The organism is Vibrio hannami (assembly GCF_029589055.1).
Lineage (GTDB): Bacteria > Pseudomonadota > Gammaproteobacteria > Enterobacterales > Vibrionaceae > Vibrio > Vibrio hannami.
Window position 1 is genome coordinate 357,583 of sequence record NZ_JARQZP010000006.1, and the last position, 19,260, is coordinate 376,842.

The 19,260-nt window shown below is 44.3% G+C and carries 18 protein-coding genes and 1 pseudogene; 7 read left to right on the forward strand and 12 right to left on the reverse strand.

Annotated elements, in window-relative coordinates:
- Positions 1-171 precede the first annotated feature (171 nt).
- The 4 genes and pseudogenes from argC (at position 172) to argH (ending at position 5,258) form a co-directional block, all read left to right on the forward strand.
- Complete coding sequence (gene argC, locus P7F88_RS12965; RefSeq protein ID WP_277825329.1) at positions 172-1,176, forward strand: N-acetyl-gamma-glutamyl-phosphate reductase; 1,005 nt, start codon at positions 172-174, stop codon at positions 1,174-1,176.
- A gap of 9 nt (positions 1,177-1,185) precedes the next feature.
- On the forward strand, positions 1,186-1,971 hold the full coding sequence (argB, locus tag P7F88_RS12970) for an acetylglutamate kinase (RefSeq protein WP_277825331.1): 786 nt from the start codon (positions 1,186-1,188) through the stop codon (positions 1,969-1,971).
- 99 nt (positions 1,972-2,070) lie between these two features.
- Positions 2,071-3,286, forward strand: a pseudogene (locus P7F88_RS12975) (argininosuccinate synthase).
- Positions 3,287-3,383: 97 nt separating this feature from the next.
- On the forward strand, positions 3,384-5,258 hold the full coding sequence (gene argH, locus P7F88_RS12980) for an argininosuccinate lyase (RefSeq protein WP_277825333.1): 1,875 nt from the start codon (positions 3,384-3,386) through the stop codon (positions 5,256-5,258).
- A gap of 475 nt (positions 5,259-5,733) precedes the next feature.
- On the opposite strand, the gene P7F88_RS12985 is transcribed toward argH, so the two are convergent.
- Positions 5,734-5,994 carry a DUF3624 domain-containing protein gene (locus tag P7F88_RS12985; RefSeq protein ID WP_277825335.1) on the reverse strand — a complete coding sequence of 87 codons (261 nt, stop codon included), beginning with the start codon at positions 5,992-5,994 and terminating at the stop codon, positions 5,734-5,736.
- A 311-nt stretch (positions 5,995-6,305) separates the two neighbouring features.
- On the opposite strand from P7F88_RS12985, the gene P7F88_RS12990 reads away from it, so the two are divergent.
- Complete coding sequence (locus P7F88_RS12990; protein ID WP_004733324.1) at positions 6,306-6,596, forward strand: co-chaperone GroES; 291 nt, start codon at positions 6,306-6,308, stop codon at positions 6,594-6,596.
- 60 nt (positions 6,597-6,656) lie between these two features.
- Positions 6,657-8,303, forward strand: a complete 1,647-nt coding sequence (groL, locus tag P7F88_RS12995) for a chaperonin GroEL (RefSeq protein ID WP_277825338.1) — start codon at positions 6,657-6,659, stop codon at positions 8,301-8,303.
- Between the two features lie 161 nt (positions 8,304-8,464).
- Here the strand turns inward: groL and P7F88_RS13000 are convergent, their stop codons facing one another.
- From P7F88_RS13000 to P7F88_RS13030, 8 genes are all read right to left on the reverse strand, one after another.
- Positions 8,465-8,827 carry a sulfotransferase family 2 domain-containing protein gene (locus tag P7F88_RS13000; protein WP_277825341.1) on the reverse strand — a complete coding sequence of 121 codons (363 nt, stop codon included), beginning with the start codon at positions 8,825-8,827 and terminating at the stop codon, positions 8,465-8,467.
- 8 nt (positions 8,828-8,835) lie between these two features.
- The gene (locus P7F88_RS26450; RefSeq protein ID WP_422127914.1) at positions 8,836-9,207 is read right to left on the reverse strand and encodes a sulfotransferase family 2 domain-containing protein; all 372 of its coding nucleotides are present in this window, start codon (positions 9,205-9,207) and stop codon (positions 8,836-8,838) included.
- Between the two features lie 407 nt (positions 9,208-9,614).
- Positions 9,615-10,298, reverse strand: a complete 684-nt coding sequence (locus P7F88_RS13005; RefSeq protein WP_277825343.1) for a DNA-3-methyladenine glycosylase I — start codon at positions 10,296-10,298, stop codon at positions 9,615-9,617.
- 281 nt (positions 10,299-10,579) lie between these two features.
- Entirely contained in the window at positions 10,580-11,212 is a 633-nt protein-coding gene (gene crp / locus P7F88_RS13010; RefSeq protein ID WP_004410522.1) for a cAMP-activated global transcriptional regulator CRP, read from the reverse strand.
- A gap of 243 nt (positions 11,213-11,455) precedes the next feature.
- Positions 11,456-12,325, reverse strand: coding sequence for a phosphoribulokinase (locus P7F88_RS13015; protein WP_277825345.1), 870 nt, complete (start codon positions 12,323-12,325; stop codon positions 11,456-11,458).
- A gap of 114 nt (positions 12,326-12,439) precedes the next feature.
- On the reverse strand, positions 12,440-12,655 hold the full coding sequence (locus P7F88_RS13020) for a YheU family protein (RefSeq protein WP_277825347.1): 216 nt from the start codon (positions 12,653-12,655) through the stop codon (positions 12,440-12,442).
- A gap of 23 nt (positions 12,656-12,678) precedes the next feature.
- Positions 12,679-13,650: a hydrolase gene (locus P7F88_RS13025; RefSeq protein WP_277825349.1), complete on the reverse strand. Its 972-nt coding sequence runs from the start codon at positions 13,648-13,650 to the stop codon at positions 12,679-12,681.
- Between the two features lie 100 nt (positions 13,651-13,750).
- On the reverse strand, positions 13,751-15,037 hold the full coding sequence (locus tag P7F88_RS13030; protein ID WP_338405562.1) for an aminotransferase-like domain-containing protein: 1,287 nt from the start codon (positions 15,035-15,037) through the stop codon (positions 13,751-13,753).
- Between the two features lie 127 nt (positions 15,038-15,164).
- Here P7F88_RS13030 and P7F88_RS13035 point away from each other — a divergent pair, with 127 nt between their 5' ends.
- Positions 15,165-15,761, forward strand: coding sequence for a LysE family translocator (locus P7F88_RS13035; protein ID WP_277825351.1), 597 nt, complete (start codon positions 15,165-15,167; stop codon positions 15,759-15,761).
- Between the two features lie 24 nt (positions 15,762-15,785).
- Here P7F88_RS13035 and P7F88_RS13040 read toward each other — a convergent pair whose 3' ends face one another.
- The 3 genes from P7F88_RS13040 to P7F88_RS13050 form a co-directional block, all read right to left on the reverse strand.
- Positions 15,786-16,505 (reverse strand): glutamine amidotransferase, encoded by a 720-nt coding sequence (locus tag P7F88_RS13040; RefSeq protein ID WP_277825353.1) that lies wholly within the window; start codon positions 16,503-16,505, stop codon positions 15,786-15,788.
- A gap of 61 nt (positions 16,506-16,566) precedes the next feature.
- Entirely contained in the window at positions 16,567-17,028 is a 462-nt protein-coding gene (locus tag P7F88_RS13045; protein ID WP_277825355.1) for a TIGR02444 family protein, read from the reverse strand.
- Between the two features lie 185 nt (positions 17,029-17,213).
- Complete coding sequence (locus P7F88_RS13050) at positions 17,214-19,130, reverse strand: ABC transporter ATP-binding protein (RefSeq protein ID WP_277825357.1); 1,917 nt, start codon at positions 19,128-19,130, stop codon at positions 17,214-17,216.
- Positions 19,131-19,260 lie beyond the last annotated feature (130 nt).

Below are 19,260 nucleotides of genomic sequence, written 5' to 3' on the forward strand. Positions count from 1 at the left end.
TTTGCTTCCCCTATTGACAGATAACCGATAAGAAGTTAAAAAGCATATTAAATCAATATTTATGAATATAAAATCAAAAAATAGCTATTTTTAAGTATGAATAATCATTTTGGGCTTACCGATTTTTGACGAAAAAGTAAGCGTTAACTCCCAAGATTCGGATGTAATGAGATGTTGAAAACCACAATTATTGGCGCTAGCGGTTATACAGGAGCTGAACTGGCCTTAATGGTGACAAAACACCCTGAGCTCACGTTAACAGGTTTATATGTTTCCGCCAATAGTGTGGACGCAAATAAGCCAATTGGCGAATTACACGGAAAACTAGCTGGCGTGGTAGATATGCCAGTACTTCCTCTGACTGACCCGTCAGCGGTTGCTAAAGAGTGTGATGTCGTTTTTCTGGCTACTGCGCATGAAGTAAGCCATGACCTGGCGCCTGTGTTTCTGGAAGAAGGTTGTCAGGTATTCGACCTGTCAGGTGCATATCGTGTGAAAGCAGATAACTTTTACCAGAAGTTCTACGGTTTCGAGCATAAATATTCAAAACTCCTGGATGACGCAGTTTATGGTCTTGCTGAGTGGAATGAAGATGAAATCAAAAACACAGATCTGGTTGCAGTAGCAGGTTGTTACCCAACGGCTTCTCAGCTGGCAATCAAACCTCTTATTGAGCTTAACTTTCTGGATTTAAATCAGTGGCCGGTGATTAACGCGACTAGTGGTGTTTCTGGTGCAGGTCGGAAAGCGACAATGACAAACAGCTTCTGCGAAGTGAGCCTTCAGGCTTACGGTCTGTTTAACCACAGACATCAACCAGAAATTGCATCCCATCTTGGCTGTGACCTTATTTTTACTCCGCATCTGGGTAACTTTAAGCGCGGCATCCTGGCGACAATTACCATGAAGCTGAACAAAGGTGTTACCGCTGAAGATGTACAGATGGCATTTGAAAAGGCTTATCAGAACAAGCCTGCAGTTCGTCTTAAGTATCAGCAGAGCCCTAAGATTCAGGATGTTCAGTATACGCCATTCTGCGATATCGGCTGGAAGGTCGAGGGTGAGCACGTCATCGTGGTTTCTGCTATCGACAACCTGCTTAAAGGTGCATCCAGTCATGCGATGCAATGTTTAAACATTCGTAACGGCTTCTCGCCGCTTACATCACTGCTGTGAGGAACGGTTATGAGCGAACTAAAACCATTAGTAATTAAATTAGGCGGAGCAGCGCTGGAAAATTCCGAAACACTGGAAAAGCTGTTCAACGCTATTCAGACCTATCAGGCACAAGCACAGCGTGAAATGGTGATTGTTCACGGTGGCGGGTATCTGGTTGATGATCTGATGAAAGGTTTGCAACTGGAAACCGTTAAGAAAAACGGCTTACGTGTAACTCCTTACGATCAGATTCCTGTTATTGCAGGTGCGCTTGCAGGTACAGCAAACAAAATGCTTCAGGGAGAAGCGATTAAGAATGGAATCAACGCCGTTGGCCTTAGCCTGGCTGACGGTGGTCTTTGTCAGGTTGAAGAGCTTGACTCAGAACTGGGCGCAGTTGGTAAAGCTTCATCCGGCGATGCTGGTGTTGTTAAGGCGATTCTTGCTGTTGGTGCTCTTCCTATTATCAGTTCTATCGGTCTTACATCTGAAGGCCAGATGATGAATGTGAACGCAGATCAGGCGGCTGTTGCGGTTGCAGGAGCGCTGGATGCGGAACTGGTTCTGCTTTCTGATGTGAGTGGTGTGCTGGATGGTAAAGGCCACCTTCTGCCTAATCTGGATAAAGAGCAGGCAGAAGCACTGATTGAAGGACACGTCATTACAGACGGAATGATTGTAAAAGTGCAGGCAGCACTTGAAGCAGCAGAAGAGCTGGGTAGACCAATTGAAGTCGCAACATGGCGTTACCCGGAAAAACTGAACGAACTATTTTCAGGTAAGAGCATCGGAACACAGTTCTTACCTCAGTAAACAGATTTCTTATTAAAAGAATTACCTAGATAGTTATTTACCTAGAAAAACCCGAGTCACTGACCGCCAGAGCAGTCCGGGAAATTGGAGAGAAACAATATGAGCAAGGTTGAAGTTAAAAAAGTAGTAGTAGCCTATTCCGGCGGTCTGGACACATCTGTGATCATTCCGTGGCTGAAAGAGAACTATAACTGTGAAGTTGTGGCGTTCGTAGCGGATGTTGGTCAGGGTGAAGAAGAGCTGGTAGGCATTGAAGAGAAAGCAATCGCTTCTGGTGCTTCTGAGGTTTACGTATCAGACCTGAAAGAAGAGATGGTAGCGGACTACATCTTCCCATCACTTAAAACGGGTGCACTTTACGAAGGTAAGTATCTGCTAGGTACATCAATGGCTCGTCCTATCATTGCAAAAGCGCAGGTAGAGTGTGCACGTAAAGTAGGTGCAGACGCACTGGCACACGGTTGTACTGGGAAAGGTAATGACCAGGTTCGTTTTGAAGGCGCATTTGCTGCACTAGCACCGGATCTACATGTAATCGCACCATGGCGTGAGTGGGATTCTAGTAAGCCGTGAGCAGTGTCTTGATTATCTTGCAGAGCGTAACATCCCTTGTTCAGCGTCTCTGACTAAGATTTATTCTCGTGATGCAAACGCATGGCACATATCTACAGAAGGTGGTGTTCTGGAAGAAACATGGAACGCGCCAAACGACGATTGCTGGGCATGGACTAAGAGCCCTGAAGAGGCACCAAACGAAGCTGAATACGTAACTATTAAAGTAGAAAAAGGTGAAGTTGTAGCTGTTGACGGGGAGACAATGACTCCGTACAACGCACTGATGTACCTGAACGACAAAGGTGTTGAGCACGGTATTGGTCGTATCGATATCGTAGAAAACCGTCTTGTTGGTATGAAGTCTCGTGGTTGTTACGAAACTCCAGGGGGCACTATCATGATGGAAGCGCTACGTGCAATTGAGCAGCTAGTTCTTGATAAGAGTTCTTTTGAGTTCCGTGAAGAGCTGGGCGTTAAAGCTTCACATCTAATCTACGATGGTCGTTGGTTTACTCCATTATGTAAGTCAATTCTTGCGGCAACCGAAGAGCTTGCTCAGGACGTGAATGGCGAAGTAGTTATCAAGCTATACAAAGGTATGGCAACGCCAACTCAGAAGCGTTCGGACAATAGCTTGTACAGCGAAGAGTTTGCAACATTCGGTGAAGATGAGGTATATAACCAGAGCCACGCTGAAGGCTTTATCCGTCTTTACTCACTGGCAAGCAGAATTCGTACGCTAAACTCTCAGAAAAAATAATAATAGCGTTTAGAAATACAACCTTGATTAACCCTCCCTCTTTAGGGAGGGTATTACACAAATAAGCATTAGCACAGATTAGAGCGGGAGATTAACAATGGCATTATGGGGCGGAAGGTTTACCCAGGCAGCAGATACGCGGTTCAAAGACTTTAACGATTCGTTGCGCTTTGATTACCGATTGGCTGAGCAAGACATTGTTGGCTCTATCGCCTGGTCTAAAGCTTTGCATTCGGTTGGCGTACTGACCGAAACAGAACAACAGAAGCTTGAGCTTGCATTAAACGAGCTAAAGCTTGAAGTTATGGAAGACCCAGAGCAGATCTTGAAATCGGATGCTGAAGATATTCATAGCTGGGTTGAACAACAACTTATCCAGAAGGTTGGTGATCTGGGTAAAAAACTTCACACTGGTCGTTCCCGTAACGATCAGGTAGCGACAGACCTGAAACTGTGGTGTCGCCAACAAGGTCAGCAGCTGCTTATCGCTCTTGATCGCCTTCAGACTCAAATGGTTGACGTCGCGTCTAAGCACCAGGGCACGGTTCTTCCGGGCTACACTCACCTTCAACGCGCTCAGCCTGTAACCTTTGCACACTGGTGTCTGGCATACGTTGAGATGTTCGAGCGTGATTATTCTCGCCTAAGCGATGCAATCAAGCGTCTTGATACTTGTCCTCTTGGTTCGGGTGCACTTGCTGGAACTGCATATCCAATGGATCGTGAAGATCTTGCGCATAACCTTGGTTTCCGCAGAGCGACGCGTAACAGCCTTGATTCGGTTTCTGATCGTGATCATGTGATGGAGCTGATGTCGGTTGCATCTATCTCTATGCTTCACCTTTCCCGTCTTGCTGAAGATATGATCTTCTACAACTCGGGTGAATCTAACTTTATCGAACTAGCAGATACAGTAACTTCTGGCTCGTCACTGATGCCACAAAAGAAGAACCCGGATGCACTTGAGCTAATCCGTGGTAAGTGTGGCCGTGTATACGGTTCTATGGCTGGCATGATGATGACAGTTAAAGCGCTTCCGCTTGCATACAACAAAGATATGCAGGAAGACAAAGAAGGCCTGTTTGATGCTCTTGATACATGGAACGACTGCATGGAGCTAGCGGCGCTTTGTTTCGATGGCATCAAAGTTAACAAAGAGCGTACGCTTGAAGCTGCTAAGCAAGGTTACGCAAACGCCACAGAACTTGCTGATTATCTGGTAGCGAAAGATATTCCATTCCGTGAGGCTCACCATATTGTAGGCGTCGCTGTGGTGGGAGCCATTGCTAAAGGTTGTGCACTTGAAGAGCTTTCAATTGCAGAGCTGAAAGAGTTCTCGGAAGTTATCGATGAAGATGTATATGACATCCTGACTATCGAATCCTGCCTGGAGAAACGAAGCGCTCTTGGTGGCGTGTCGCCTAAGCAGGTTGCTTATGCTGTTGATCAGGCGCAGCAGCGTCTTGAGAAACGTGATACATCTGGTATTAAGGTTCGTGTTGCACGACTTACTGATATCGATGCACTTGAAGGTATGGTGGCTTACTGGGCTAACCTTGGTGAAAACTTGCCAAGAACACGCAGCGAACTGGTGCGTGATGTTGGTTCTTTCGCTGTTGTTGAGCATCAGGGTGAAGTAACTGGCTGTGGTTCATTATACGTGTACGATTCTGGTCTGGCTGAAATCCGTTCTCTAGGCATTGAAGCTGGATGGCAGCGTCAGGGGCAGGGTAGTGCAATCGTCCAGCATCTGATGAAGAAAGCCAAGCAAATGGCAATTGAGAAGGTGTTTGTGTTGACTCGTACACCTGAGTTCTTTATGCATCACAACTTTGCTCCGACATCGAAGAGCTTGTTGCCGGAGAAAGTGATGAAAGATTGCGAACAGTGTCCACGAATCCATGCATGTGATGAAGTTGCACTAGAGTTCGATCTTTCTGAACAAACGATCATTAGAACAAGTGTTGCCTAACTTATTGAATATAAATTAGAAGATCATTATTTAGGAAAAAGTTGAAAAAAATCTGATCTTTTTGGGAACAAATAAGAAAAAGCCCGGTCTTAATAAGTACCACTGCTTTTTCTTAGAAGAATCTAAGAAGGCCCCTAATCAGACATTGATTTAGGGGCTTTTTTCTTTTTAAGCCCCTACATTTTTCTGGTGAGCCCCATTCCTCTCGCTCCCCATGAACCTCGTTCCTCACGCTCCTGCGTGGGAATGCATACATTACTTAAAAAAACTTGCGTGGGTAGTGTTTCCCAATGCTCTTCATTTCAACCCAATTTCTGTAATGAAGAACTGAATATAGAGCGAGAAATATACGGCGGGATAGGTTTTTGGTGGTTTCATTAACCTAGATATGCATTCCCACGCGGAGCGCGGGAACGAGGGGCCGATAGAAGATTCCGGCCACTCGTTTAGGCTCGAGCGGAATGGCATTATTAAGCTAATCATCTTTCTCAAGTCCATTTCTGCGGCGATACGGAATCACCACAAACCTAAACCACAGATGTAAAAACAGCAACCCATTGAAAGCAAAGCCAGCAAAAATCAGAGCGATAGACTCAACACTAAATAGGTTGTCTCTAAATCCAAACCACCAGACGATCCAGCACAAAACAGAAAGTACGGTAAGCTGATCCATGCAGCGTTGGCAGCGACCAATCTTTTTCCAGAACCAGCTTTCTTTACAGTATTTGCACGACATAATCTTGGGTTACGGGTTACGGGTTACGGGTTACGGGTTACGGGTTACGGGTTACGGGTTACGGGTTACGGGTTACGGGTTACGGGTTACGGGTTACGGGTTACGGTGATATCAACCTGTAACCTGTAGGACAACGTCCGTCCCGTTACCTTTAACCTATAATTTCCGCCCAGTATCTAATACTTGGGTATTTATCGCAAAAAAATCCCACTTCCCCCTTGTTATCCCTGTGCTTGCCCCCCACATAAAATTCAACCGCCGAAAAACGGCATTAATCAAATAAATGGAAAATCAATCAGGAGAGACGACCAATGAATATTCGTCCTTTACATGACCGTGTTATCGTTGAACGCCAGGAAGTGGAATCTAAGTCTGCGGGCGGCATCGTTTTAACTGGTTCAGCTGCAGAGAAATCAACTCGCGGTACTATTCTGGCTGTGGGTAAAGGCCGCATCCTGGAAAATGGCTCAGTACAGCCATTGGACGTTAAAGTTGGCGATACTGTTATCTTCTCTGAAGGCTACGGTACTAAGACTGAAAAGATCGACGGTAAAGAAGTTCTTATCATGTCTGAAAACGACATCATGGCGATCGTTGAATAAGCACTCGTTGAGTAATTCATTTTTCAACAGAAACAGAATTAAAGATTAAAGGAAATAAAGATGGCTGCTAAAGACGTTAAATTTGGTAACGACGCACGAGTTAAAATGCTGGAAGGTGTAAACGTTCTAGCTGACGCTGTAAAAGTAACGCTTGGTCCTAAAGGGCGTAACGTAGTACTGGACAAATCTTTCGGTGCTCCAACCATCACTAAAGATGGTGTATCTGTTGCGCGTGAAATTGAACTGGAAGACAAATTCCAGAACATGGGCGCACAAATGGTTAAAGAAGTTGCATCACAAGCTAACGATGCAGCGGGTGACGGTACAACAACAGCAACTGTACTAGCACAGTCAATCGTAAATGAAGGTCTTAAAGCGGTAGCTGCGGGCATGAACCCAATGGATCTTAAGCGTGGTATCGACAAAGCAGTAGCTGCGGCAGTAGAAGAGCTAAAAGCACTTTCTGTTCCATGTGCAGATACTAAAGCAATCGCACAGGTTGGTACTATCTCTGCAAACTCTGATGAGACTGTAGGTAACATCATTGCAGAAGCGATGGAAAAAGTAGGCCGCGACGGTGTTATCACTGTTGAAGAAGGTCAGGCTCTTCACGATGAGCTAGACGTAGTAGAAGGTATGCAGTTCGACCGCGGTTACCTGTCTCCTTACTTCATCAACAACCAGGAAGCGGGTTCTGTTGATCTGGAAAATCCATTTATCCTTCTGATCGATAAGAAAGTATCAAACATCCGTGAACTTCTTCCAACTCTGGAAGCAGTAGCAAAAGCATCTCGTCCTCTTCTAATCATCGCTGAAGATGTAGAAGGTGAAGCGCTAGCAACTCTAGTTGTGAACAACATGCGTGGTATCGTTAAAGCAGCAGCTGTTAAGGCTCCTGGCTTCGGTGATCGTCGTAAAGCAATGCTTCAGGACATCGCTATCCTAACTGCTGGTACTGTTATCTCTGAAGAAGTTGGTCTGGAACTTGAGAAAGTAACTCTTGAAGATCTAGGTCAGGCGAAGCGCATTACTATCACTAAAGAAAACACAACTATCATCGATGGTGTGGGTGAAGAAGCGATGATCAACGGCCGTGTTACTCAGATTCGTCAGCAGATTGAAGAAGCAACTTCTGACTACGACAAAGAGAAGCTACAAGAGCGTGTTGCTAAGCTAGCTGGTGGTGTTGCAGTAATTAAAGTTGGTGCAGCAACTGAAGTAGAAATGAAAGAGAAGAAAGACCGCGTAGAAGACGCACTTCACGCAACTCGCGCAGCAGTTGAAGAAGGTGTTGTTGCTGGTGGTGGTGTCGCTCTTGTTCGTGCAGCATCTAAAGTTGCTGGCCTTGAAGGTGCAAACGAAGAGCAGAACGTTGGTATCCGCGTAGCACTTCGTGCAATGGAAGCACCACTTCGTCAAATCGTTGCCAACGCAGGTGATGAAGAGTCTGTGGTAGCTAACAATGTTAAAGGTGGTGAAGCTAACTACGGCTACAACGCAGCTACTGGCGAATACAACGACATGATCGAGATGGGTATCCTAGACCCAACTAAAGTAACTCGTTCTGCTCTACAGTTCGCAGCATCTGTTGCCGGTCTGATGATCACTACAGAAGCTATGGTTACTGATATGCCTGCTGGCGACGCTCCAGCAATGCCTGATATGGGCGGCATGGGTGGTATGGGTGGCATGCCAGGCATGATGTAAGTTTTGCCCGCCAGCCTATATTTATTGTAAATCAATAGGTTATTAATGTATTGAGACTGATTGTGGAACGGAACGTATCATAATCAGTCTCAAGTTTTGATCACACTAACGCCCTGATAAATACACAATATCTCCGTTCGTTTCAGGCTCTCAATAGCTATCTATCTTTGAAAATCGTATTCAAACAACTTAATATCATTCTTATATAGTTGAGATACGCAATCTATTGACTCATTATCATAATATTCTCGCCAATTCCTGAAGTCCGGCTGCGATTTTTGTTTGTAAGCACGTAAAAAGTTCTTAATGGTAGCTTTAAGGTTTGAATTGGGATCTATATCCTTGTTTTGGGATTCATTAACGTGCGGCAGTTCAGTTGGCGGGATTCCAATGTTTTCGCACACAGAGTTGAATCCATTTTGCAAGTCTTCGAACTTGCCCACAAAATCAACAAGAAGCTTGCCATCTTCTCCATAAATGAAATCACTTTGTGGTCCAACAAACCACCGTTTATTCTCAAACATCCTATCTTTCAAATGTTCGAATAAGAATGATTTGAAATCCATTTTTTGCTATATCCAAGATATTTATACATGGATACTGTTCGGCTCCAGGGGTTTCTGACAAACGCAAATTTAAAGTAGTCATCAAACATTTCTTGAGTCAGGTAGTTGTAGCGAACATATTCGTTAGCTTTCAAATGAGCAAGTCTTGGAGGGCCTAACTCCGGTTTATCGTTATATCGAAGTAAAAGTGGAGCACGGGTTTCCCAATTTAGGCCCAACAGATTAAGAAAAACATGCTCTACACTTTGTCCTGCATTTTTTGGTATATGAACAAAAATACACTTATGATGATGAGATATCATAAAGCTAACTTTTCCTTTCATGTTTAATGTGTACATTAGCGAGGCGCTCGCAACTAGATGCGATTCAAGTATTCTTAATCGCGTCAGTTCTTAATACATAGTAATAAAGATTAGAAGTAAATTTTGAAATTGGAAACTGCCAGTTACCTACTAATTTAGCTTTTGAGTACCAATAACCCTTTCTTCCCCAAAGGTGTACGTGTTCAGGTTTAATAGCTTTTGACTACCGGTAGATCATAAGGTCGAAAAGCTGCTCTGTGCAGCTAAATTAGCTTTTGAGTACCTGTAACCCTTCCTTGCTAAAAGGTGTACATGAGCAGGTTAAATAGCTTTTGACTACCAGTAGATCATAAGGTCAGAAAGCTGTTCAGTACAGCTTAATTAGCTTTTGGACACCCATGATCCTTCCTTCGGTTTTGCTGTACAAATTAAAAAAACAACGACTAAACCACCCGGTTATCACCACAACTAAACGCTATAGTTTGGCTTATCTCGGTTAAAGAGCGCCCTGACTCCTGTTGCCACTCTGCAAATGCTTTGCATGCTGCATTTTGAGCTCTCTTAGTGCCTCTTCCTGAATCGATAACACCGATATTTCGTAGGTGTGACTCAACGTCTGAGGAAAGAATAAAAGTATCTATGCCGAGTGCTCTGAGAGCGTATGGGCCTGTATTTCCACCTAAGCGGTTACCGTTCTTTTTCAGATATTCCCATAAGCCGGTAATGTCTTCTAAAGGCCAATTGGCGACCATCTTGCCAAAAGAACCATGTTCAATTGAAGCTGAATGAATCATATCGGCGTTAGCTGGAATCGACATTACCTTAGTTAGGTGGCGGATTATGGCTGGGTTCTTTGCTTTTTCTTCCCATTGTTCATCGGAAAGCATCAGTAACGGCTCCACTTTAAAGTCGAAAAATGCTTCTTCAAAGTTTGGCCACTTCTTACGGACCACGCTCCAGGAAATACCACACTGGAAAACCTTCATGGTAAAAGCTGATAACCAGCGGTCATTAGGGATAGCAGCGACTTCAACTGAAGTCAGAGGCTTACTCAGTAACTCTTCAAGGCGTTGTACTCCGCCTTTTCTTTCCGCAGCTCTCTGATATATAGATTCAAACTTTTCCATTTCTTATCCCATAAAGGTTCGGTGATCATTTGTACGCTTGTACTTTGTTTGTTGGGTGTGCTCAATGTAATGAATATGCTATCACGCTTGCTTAGAGCTGCTAAAGGGTAGTGTGTGTACTCGAAGGAACGAACATGCGGCTTCCCTATCTAAAGCGCATTGAAACTATTACCGTTAAGCGGTTCGTGTATTCGAGTGCATTCACTACTCTTTATAGATAGGTATAAAAAACGCAGCCAGGTGGCTGCGTTTTTAGGATAACTGTAACAGACTCGAAAATATTAACGAGTACCGTATACCACGATAGTTTTACCGTGTGCAGAAATCAGGTTCTGCTCTTCAAGCATTTTCAGGATACGACCCACAGTTTCACGTGAACAACCTACGATCTGACCAATTTCCTGACGAGTAATCTTGATTTGCATACCGTCTGGGTGAGTCATCGCATCAGGCTGTTTAGCCAGGTTCAGAAGAGTCTGAGCGATACGACCAGTCACATCAAGGAATGCAAGGTCACCAACCTTCTGGCTAGTTACCTGTAGACGGCTCGCCATCTGAGCAGACAGACGCATCAGAATATCTGGGTTAACTTGAATTAGCTGACGGAATTTTTTAAACGAAATCTCTGCAACTTCACAAGGAGACTTAGCGCGAACCCATGCGGTACGCTCTTGGTCTTCTTCAAAAAGACCTAGTTCGCCAATGAAGTCACCTTGGTTAAGGTAAGAAAGAATCATCTCTTTACCTTCTTCATCCTTGATCAGGACTGCAACAGAGCCTTTAACAATGTAATACAGAGTCTCGGCCTTTTCACCCGCATGAATCAAAGTACTCTTCGAAGGGTACTTATGAATATGACAGTGTGAAAGGAACCACTCTAACGTTGGATCGGTTTGAGGTTTACCTAGAACCATAATTATCTCACTTTATCTGCAGGGCCTGATGCTCAGCAGCATCCATTGCTACTGAACTTTTCTTATAGGACAAATAGCATAGGTTTTCTTACCTTTGGCTGCAAGCAACTTATATTTCGTTATGAATATTATCTCTTTTTGCAAACGATTTCTTGATTTTGATCGCTCACGAATCCCGATTTTTAAAGTAAAAATGTGCACGCTATCACGGTCTTACAACTATCTTGTGAAGCAGGCTGTGTTTTAACCAATTTTCCCAGTTTCGATAAGCTGCTGAAGAGCAGGTCGAATGATGAGCTCCATAGCAAAGCTCATTTTTCCACCAGGCACAACAAGCGTATTATGCCTTGACATAAATGAGCCATCTATCATTGCCAGAAGGTACGGGAAGTCGACGTTTTTTATTCCTCTGATACGGATAACGACAAAGCTTTCGTCCAGACTAGGTATACCTTTCGCATTTAGCGGGTTTGATGTATCAACAGTGGGTACACGCTGGAAGTTTATATGTGTACGGGAAAACTGCGGCGTAATGTAGTTTAGGTAATCATCCATTGAGCGCACAATAGAGTCCATTACCGCCTCACGAGAATGTCCTCGGTCTCGGGTATCGCGCACAAACTTCTGAATCCATTCCAGGTTAACTATTGGCACCATGCCAATCAACAAGTCAACGTGTTGAGAAACATTTACATCCCCCCACTTTACGCCGCCGTGTAAGCCTTCGTAGAAGAGGACATCACTATTTTCCGGTAAATCCTGCCAGGGAGTGAATGTACCAGGCATCTGGTTGTACGGAACTGCTTCATCAAATGAGTGAAGGTATTTTCTAAACTGTCCTGTGCCTTCATCGCCATATTGTCGGAAGAATTTCTCAAGCATCCCAAAGTCGTTGGCTTCCGGACCAAAATAACTGATGTGCTTTCCTTGCTCTTTCGCTTTTCGGATTTCTACATCCATTTCCGGGCGGGTAAAACGGTGGAAACTATCACCTTCTACCCATGCTGGCTTCAGATTCATGACATTAAACATTTTTCTGAATGCTTCGGTGGTGGTGGTGGTTCCCGCTCCGGATGAACCGGTTACTGCGATGATTGGATGTTTCGCTGACATGACAAACCCTGTCTGTTTGTTAACTACCTAATTAAGAGCAACATATTCCTGTTTAGAACAATATAGTTTATGAGATTCGGACTAAACGTCAATTAATCCGAATCAGAACTGTGGTTAAGAGAGTTCTCTTTTAAGCTTAATATCAATAGTCTCATGCAGCTCAGAAAATACGATAACAGCATCACCAGATTGTATCTGAGCCTTTACCTGATCAACTTTATCTTGCAGTGAAAACTCGATATCACCATAGTCTGTACCTTCTCGTAGGATGAACTCCTGAATCAGGTTTGTTAGTGTTTCTTCTTCCAGTTGTTCCCATGGAATAATCATAAATACTTCTCTTTCTATGATGCTTACAAATACATGCGACGGTAATAGTCTGGCATCGCGGATTCAAGCCAAAATTCAGGGCGACGTATCGATCCGGATAAAAAGCCAACATGACCACCTTGGTTAAACAAACGGTAGCGAATATTGTCATTGAGCTTAAAGTCGGGAATCACTTTCTTTGTCATAAACGGATCATCTTTAGAGTGGATAACCTGGAGCGGTATGGATACCTGATTGAGAACCGGTAAGCCGGAACACTTCGCGTAGTACTCGGCAGCATTTCTGAAACCATGCAATGGCGCAGTAATGGCGTCATCGAACCCGTATAGAGTCTTAACTTGTTTGATTGTCGTTGAGGTTATCCCGATTGCTTCGTTAAGTTTGTCTTCTTTCTTAAGAGCATTGCCCTTCAGAGAACCCAGCAGGTAATTTCGATATACCTTAGAGAATCCGCTCTCGATTCGTTTTGAACAGGCAGCCAAATCGAGAGGCGCAGATACAACTGTTGCTGCATTCAGGATAGGGTCGTCACGATATTGAGCCAGATACCTGACCAGCATATTCCCGCCGAGGGAAATTCCAATCGCTACTTTTGGTTGTTGTGGAAACAGGCTGTTTAAGTGTGTTAAGAAATAGCGAGCGTCTTCGGTTTCTCCAGAGTGATAAGCTCGGGCAAGTCGATTGGGTTTTCCGCTACAGCCTCTGAAATGCATCATCACCGAAAGCCAACCGTTATCGGCAAAGGCCTTCATTAGGCCATTAGCGTACGGGCTGTGAAAGCTGCCTTCTAATCCGTGAAACAGTACAAATATAGGCTTATTTTTGGCTGACTCACTTTGCCACTCTTCGCTCCATGCTAAATCCAGAAAGTCGCCATCAGGTAGCTCCATTGTCAGCCACACTGGTTCAAACAGTACAGATTTGCGTATCAGTCTGGGAACAATAGTCTGCAGGTGCGGGTTCTTTAATCCCTTGGCTGGTATAAATTCAGTCATAACGTGAAGTCGCTTATTGGTTTTATCTCTAGAAGCTGCTTTAGCTTTTTCAGTCCATTTTCCAGCTCAGTCTGATTTAAAGGAGAACTAAGAGCAAGCCTCACGGCAGGTGTGACGTTACCTGCAGGGGGGTAAAGAGCTCTGCCGACTTCACTATCACATCGGATTGTTTTGCCTGTTCAACAAAATCACTCAGTCGCCAGTGTTCCGGGAGTTTTAACCATGCATGAAAACTGTGCTTTTGATATAAAAGGTCGTAGTTACCCAGATAATCCAGGGTTAGTTTGAGCCTTTGTTCCATCTCTTCCCGTATGGCGTTTAACGCTTGATCTGCTTTCCCGTTGTTCATGAGTTCACATGTTAACGCGGTTAATAATGGACTTATCATCCAGCTATGATTTTGTAGAGCCATACTTATTGGTTGGTAGAGCTTTTCGGGGGGCTGTATGTAACCAACTCTCAATCCCGGTGCTAGCCATTTGGATACTGCTCCAATATGGATAACTCGTTCAGGGTCGAGGTTAACCATAGGAGGGAGGAAGTTCTCTGGGAGGAGGCCGTTTACATCGTCTTCAATCACAAAAAGATCGTACTTGCGACAAATTTCTAAAATAGCCTCTCGCCGCTCTAATGACATGGTTGCGGTTGTTGGGTTTTGAAGCGTTGGTGTTAAATAGATAAATCTAGATTGAAACTGCCTACAAGCAGCATCCAGTGCGTCTGGAATAATGCCTTCTGAATCCATTTCTACCCCTTTTATACTTAGCTGGTTTTGCTTTGCCAGACTGATAAGGCCGGGGTAGGTGAGTTTCTCTACAAGAATCGTATCACCTGCTCTGGTGAACGCATCAAGTACCATCTGAACACCGTGTTGTGCTCCAGAGCTGAACAACATAGTCTCTGCATTCAGCTTGATCCCTTTGTTGGCAAGCCAATCAGCGACAATCTTTCTATGAGATTCAATACCAGTGGGTTTTTGGTAAATCATAAACTGATTCAGGGCTTGGGGGGAGCGAGACAATGTCTCCATGGCCTCACGTAGCATGTCACTGCGGTCGATCAGAGGAGGGATATTGAAACCTAGATTTGCTTCTTTTTCTTCTCGCTGTTCACCTTGATCAAATGCCCAATAAGCTTTCTGTGAATCGACAACAAATGTGCCAGCTCCTACTCTGGCTTCTACTAGTCCCCGGCGCTCTGCTTCCGCGTAAGCTCTGGTGACAGTACCTACCGTAACGGAGAGCCGATCGGCAAGATAGCGATGAGTTGGTAGTTTATCGTTGGCTCCTAACTCGCCAGACACGACCTTCTGCTCGATAAGATCCGCAATTTGTTTGTACTTAGGAGAAGTCTCTTTGCTGTCTAACTCAAATTCGATAATTGTCATGGTGACAATAAACCTTTTGATCTTATTAATAACCATTGTTATGGTTATTTTGTGCGCACAATAGTAACAGGTCAATAAGTTTAACTTAATTGTATCGATACAATTTGTATTGTGTGAGGTAAATAGAATGGAATGGCAATTTTTCTTGTCGGTATTAGTATTTGCAATTGTGATGACAGGCACACCAGGACCAAACAACGTAATGTTAACCGCTTCTGGAGCAAACTTTGGATACAAGCGCAGTATTCCTCACTTTCTTGGAATAAGCCTTGGGCTGATTAGCATGATCTTTATGTTGGCCGCTGGTTTGAGTGCGACATTTAAGGCGTACCCAGAAATTCAGGAAGCGATGAAGTGGATGGGGAGTGCGTATATTCTCTATCTGGCACTAAAAATTGCTAAAACTAGCCCTGTTTCTTTGAATGGTGAGAAAGAGCATAAGCCTATGTCTTTTCTTGAGGCGGCGATATTCCAGTACATGAATCCTAAAGCCTGGATGATGATGGTTACTGCGATTGGTTCCTTTTCCTTAGCGGGTGAGAGTTATTGGTTATCAGTGGCTTATATAGCGTTGATTTTCTTTATAACTCAGCTGCATACCTCATCTCTCTGGGTCGGATTTGGGTCTTTGCTTGGCCGATGGCTTTCTAATCCTTCGGCCTGGAGACGTTTTAACTTTGGTATGGGTGCTTTAACAGCAAGTTGTGTCGCTTTTATGTGGTAGCCACCTTTGGGTAGCACACTAGTTTCAGCGCGATTTCTCTAATGCATAGTTAGCAAAGTTAAAGAGGCATTGCTTTGCAAAGCGGGTCTCTTCAATCTCCGCTAGTTTCTGTTGGTAATTATCACTGAGTTCACCTTTCAGATGCTCTAGGGAGCTTAGCATGATTTCTTCGGTGAACTCGGGATGAAACTGTACTCCCCAGGTTGATGTGCCATACCTGAATGCATGGTGTGGCTCAAAATCATTTTTCGCCAACAGTTGAGCACCCTCTGGTAGTGAAATTACCGACTGAAAGTGTACAACGTGCGCAGGAAAAGACGTCGGCATCGCACAAAACAGAGGATCATTGTTTGCCTCTGGTAAGACAGATATCCTTGTAGTTCCCGCTTCCAATCCTTGAGGATGAAAGCCCACATTACCCCCTAATGCCTGAGCTATTAACTGGTGGCCAAAGCAGATACCAAGCATGGGTATGTGCTGTTCTGTATAACTAACGATCTGTTGTGAGAGTCTGAGCATCCATTCTGTCTTTTCAGTGACCATGGATAGGGAACCCATAATAATTATGCCAGTACATAGCTCCGGCTTGGGAAGCGGACTAGCTACTCCATCAATGAGTTCTATGGTTGAATCTTCTATTCCTTGCTCGGTTAAAGCTTTAGATGCCCAGGCTTCAAAGTCTCCCCACCTGTCGATTTGCTCCTGATGTGCATGACCCACGTTCACAATATAAATTTTTTTCATTGGTACCTTCCGATCTTCCGTGATCAACTAGGTTCCAATGTAAAGAAAGGAAGGTATTGATTCAATAAAACTTTTTAGAAAAGGCTTCAGTCAGGTGATCGGCACTTAACTGCTCGCAATAGAGTTTGGTGAGTGGATCGCCACGGTTTTCATGTAATTCGAGAGAGTTGATGCAATCTACCAGATCCGATTGCTGCTGCTTTTCCAGCAGCAATTCAAACTCTAGAGATTCCCGGTACAAGGAATCTGGCAAATTGTTTTTTAGCTTCTTTCTCAGCTCTCGATAATGCAATAAAAGTACTTCGCTGCGTAAAATACATCTTTGTACCTGACTCCACTCTTCCTGCTTAAACGTAAGGTTATGCTCATCCAGCCATTTAAGCATTAAAAGCAGATTCACGTTGCCGTGGAATTTGTTTTGCAGATTCAGGCAGGCTTCTTTCACTTCTCTCACGCTGTAATACTGCAGGCTGAATTGCCACAGTCGTTCAATAGTGAGATTAATAGAAGAATCTGACGCCATAAACCTACATCCTTGCGATTTAGTTAATACTGAATTCTTCGTCATCCCGGAAATTGCCTAAGCAATTGTCCGGGATCTATTCTTGTTAATTTGTAGAACCTATCTGTTATTACTACATACTTTGATTAGATTCCTGCCAAGGCGGACGGCCAGTTCAGGAATGACGTGTTGTTTCTGAACTAAACTCAAGAGAACTCAGATTCCATTTGTTCAAGAGTTTCCTGAATATCCATCCACTCCATTTCCACTTCTTCTAACTCTGACTTAGAAGCAGCCTGTTCCGCCAATACTTTATTAAGTTTAGCTTTATTTTCAGACTGGTACAGCGAAGTATCTGTTAATTGCTGCTCAATTTCCGCTAAAACATCATTCAGCTTATCCATTCGCTTTTCAAGTTTTTCCAGGTTTTTCCTCAGCGGAGCAGTCTGTTTACGGAATTCAGCCTCACGACGTTTCTGCTCTTTTCGAGCCGCCGCACTGTTGGTTGTGTCTTTTGGTGGTGCATCTTGCTGAGCTTCTTTTCGTTCAGCTTTACTCTGATCAGTCAGCCACTTGTAGTAGTCATTTAAATCGCCATCAAAAGGAGCAACCTGACGGTCATGAACAAGGTACAAGTCATCAGTTGTCGCTCTCAATAGGTATCTATCGTGGCTGACAATTACCATTGCACCTTCAAAAGTCTGCAATGCCAGAGTCAGTGCTTGACGCATATCCAGATCTAAGTGGTTGGTTGGTTCATCGAGTAATAGCAGGTTTGGCTTTTGCCACACGATAAGAGCGAGTACTAAACGTGCTTTCTCACCACCAGAGAACGGCGCCACTTTATCCAGCGCTTTATCGCCGTGGAAACCAAAGCTCCCCAGATAATTTCTGAGTTCCTGGTCAGTTTTCTCCGGAGCAATCTGCATCATATGCTGGAGCGGTGTCTCTTCAGGGTGCAGAGTCTCAAGCTGGTGCTGAGCAAAATAACCAATCTTAACGCCTTGCGAGTAAGTTAAGTCTCCGCCTTTTGGAGTCAATTCGCTGGATAATAGTTTAATCAGGGTTGATTTACCGGCACCGTTACGACCAAGCAGGCCAATCCGGCTGCCTGGTACCAGATTCAGGCGAATCTTTTCCAGAATCAGGTTGTCACCATAACCAGCAGAAACTTCATCCATCATCAGAATCGGATTTGGAAGCGCTGATGGTTCTCTGAATTCAAAGCTAAACGGGTTATCAAACTGAGCTGGCAGAACCTTTTCCATCTTCTCAAGTGCCTTAATTCGGCTTTGAGCCTGACGAGCTTTTGATGCTTTATAGCGGAAGCGGTCAATATAGCTCTGCATATGCGCCATTTGCTTCTGTTGCTTCTGGAACATCGCTTGTTGAAGCACTAACTTTTGCGCTCGCTGACTTTCAAACGAAGAGTAGTTACCTGTGTACTCGTTTAACTTCTCGTTTTCGATATGAACAATACGACCGACGATAGGGTCTAAAAAGTCCCTGTCGTGAGAGATCAGAATAAGAGTCCCAGGATAAGATTGTAGCCAGCGTTCCAGCCACATTACCGCATCCAAATCCAGGTGGTTGGTTGGTTCATCGAGTAATAGCAGATCTGAGCGACATAGCAGAGCCTGCGCAAGGTTGAGTCGCATACGCCAACCACCGGAAAATTGAGTCAGGTTCCAGCTCATCTGTTCCTGGCTAAAACCAAGACCATTTAGAAGTTCCGCTGCTCGTGCTCTGATGGTGTAACCGCCAATGGTTTCGATCTTGCCGTGGATCTCTGCTGCAAGTGTACCGTTGTCATTCTCTTCAGCTTTAGCTAGCTCCGCTTCGAGTTGGCGATACTCTCTGTCACCGTCGATAACATATTCCAGAGCCTGACGCTCAAGAGCTGGAGTTTCCTGCGCAACCCAGGCTAGTTCCCAGTGCGATGGCATCTGGAAATTACCTGCATCAATAGAAAGTTCATCTTTCAGCAGCGCAAACAGTGTGGATTTACCGCAGCCGTTTTTACCCACCAGACCCACTTTATCGCCTGGATTGATAGTTGCCGTAGCCTGGTCAAGTAGTGGCTTACCGCCACGTAATAACTGAATGTCTGAGAAAGTAATCATAGAAATCTTATAGATGAGGTGAGTACGAATTTTTCCGGTGCATAGTATCAGATGTTATTGAGGCTCGCATCTTGAGTTAGTTTGGGTATATGATGGTTTCATTAACAAATTAAAAACAAATGGATGTTGG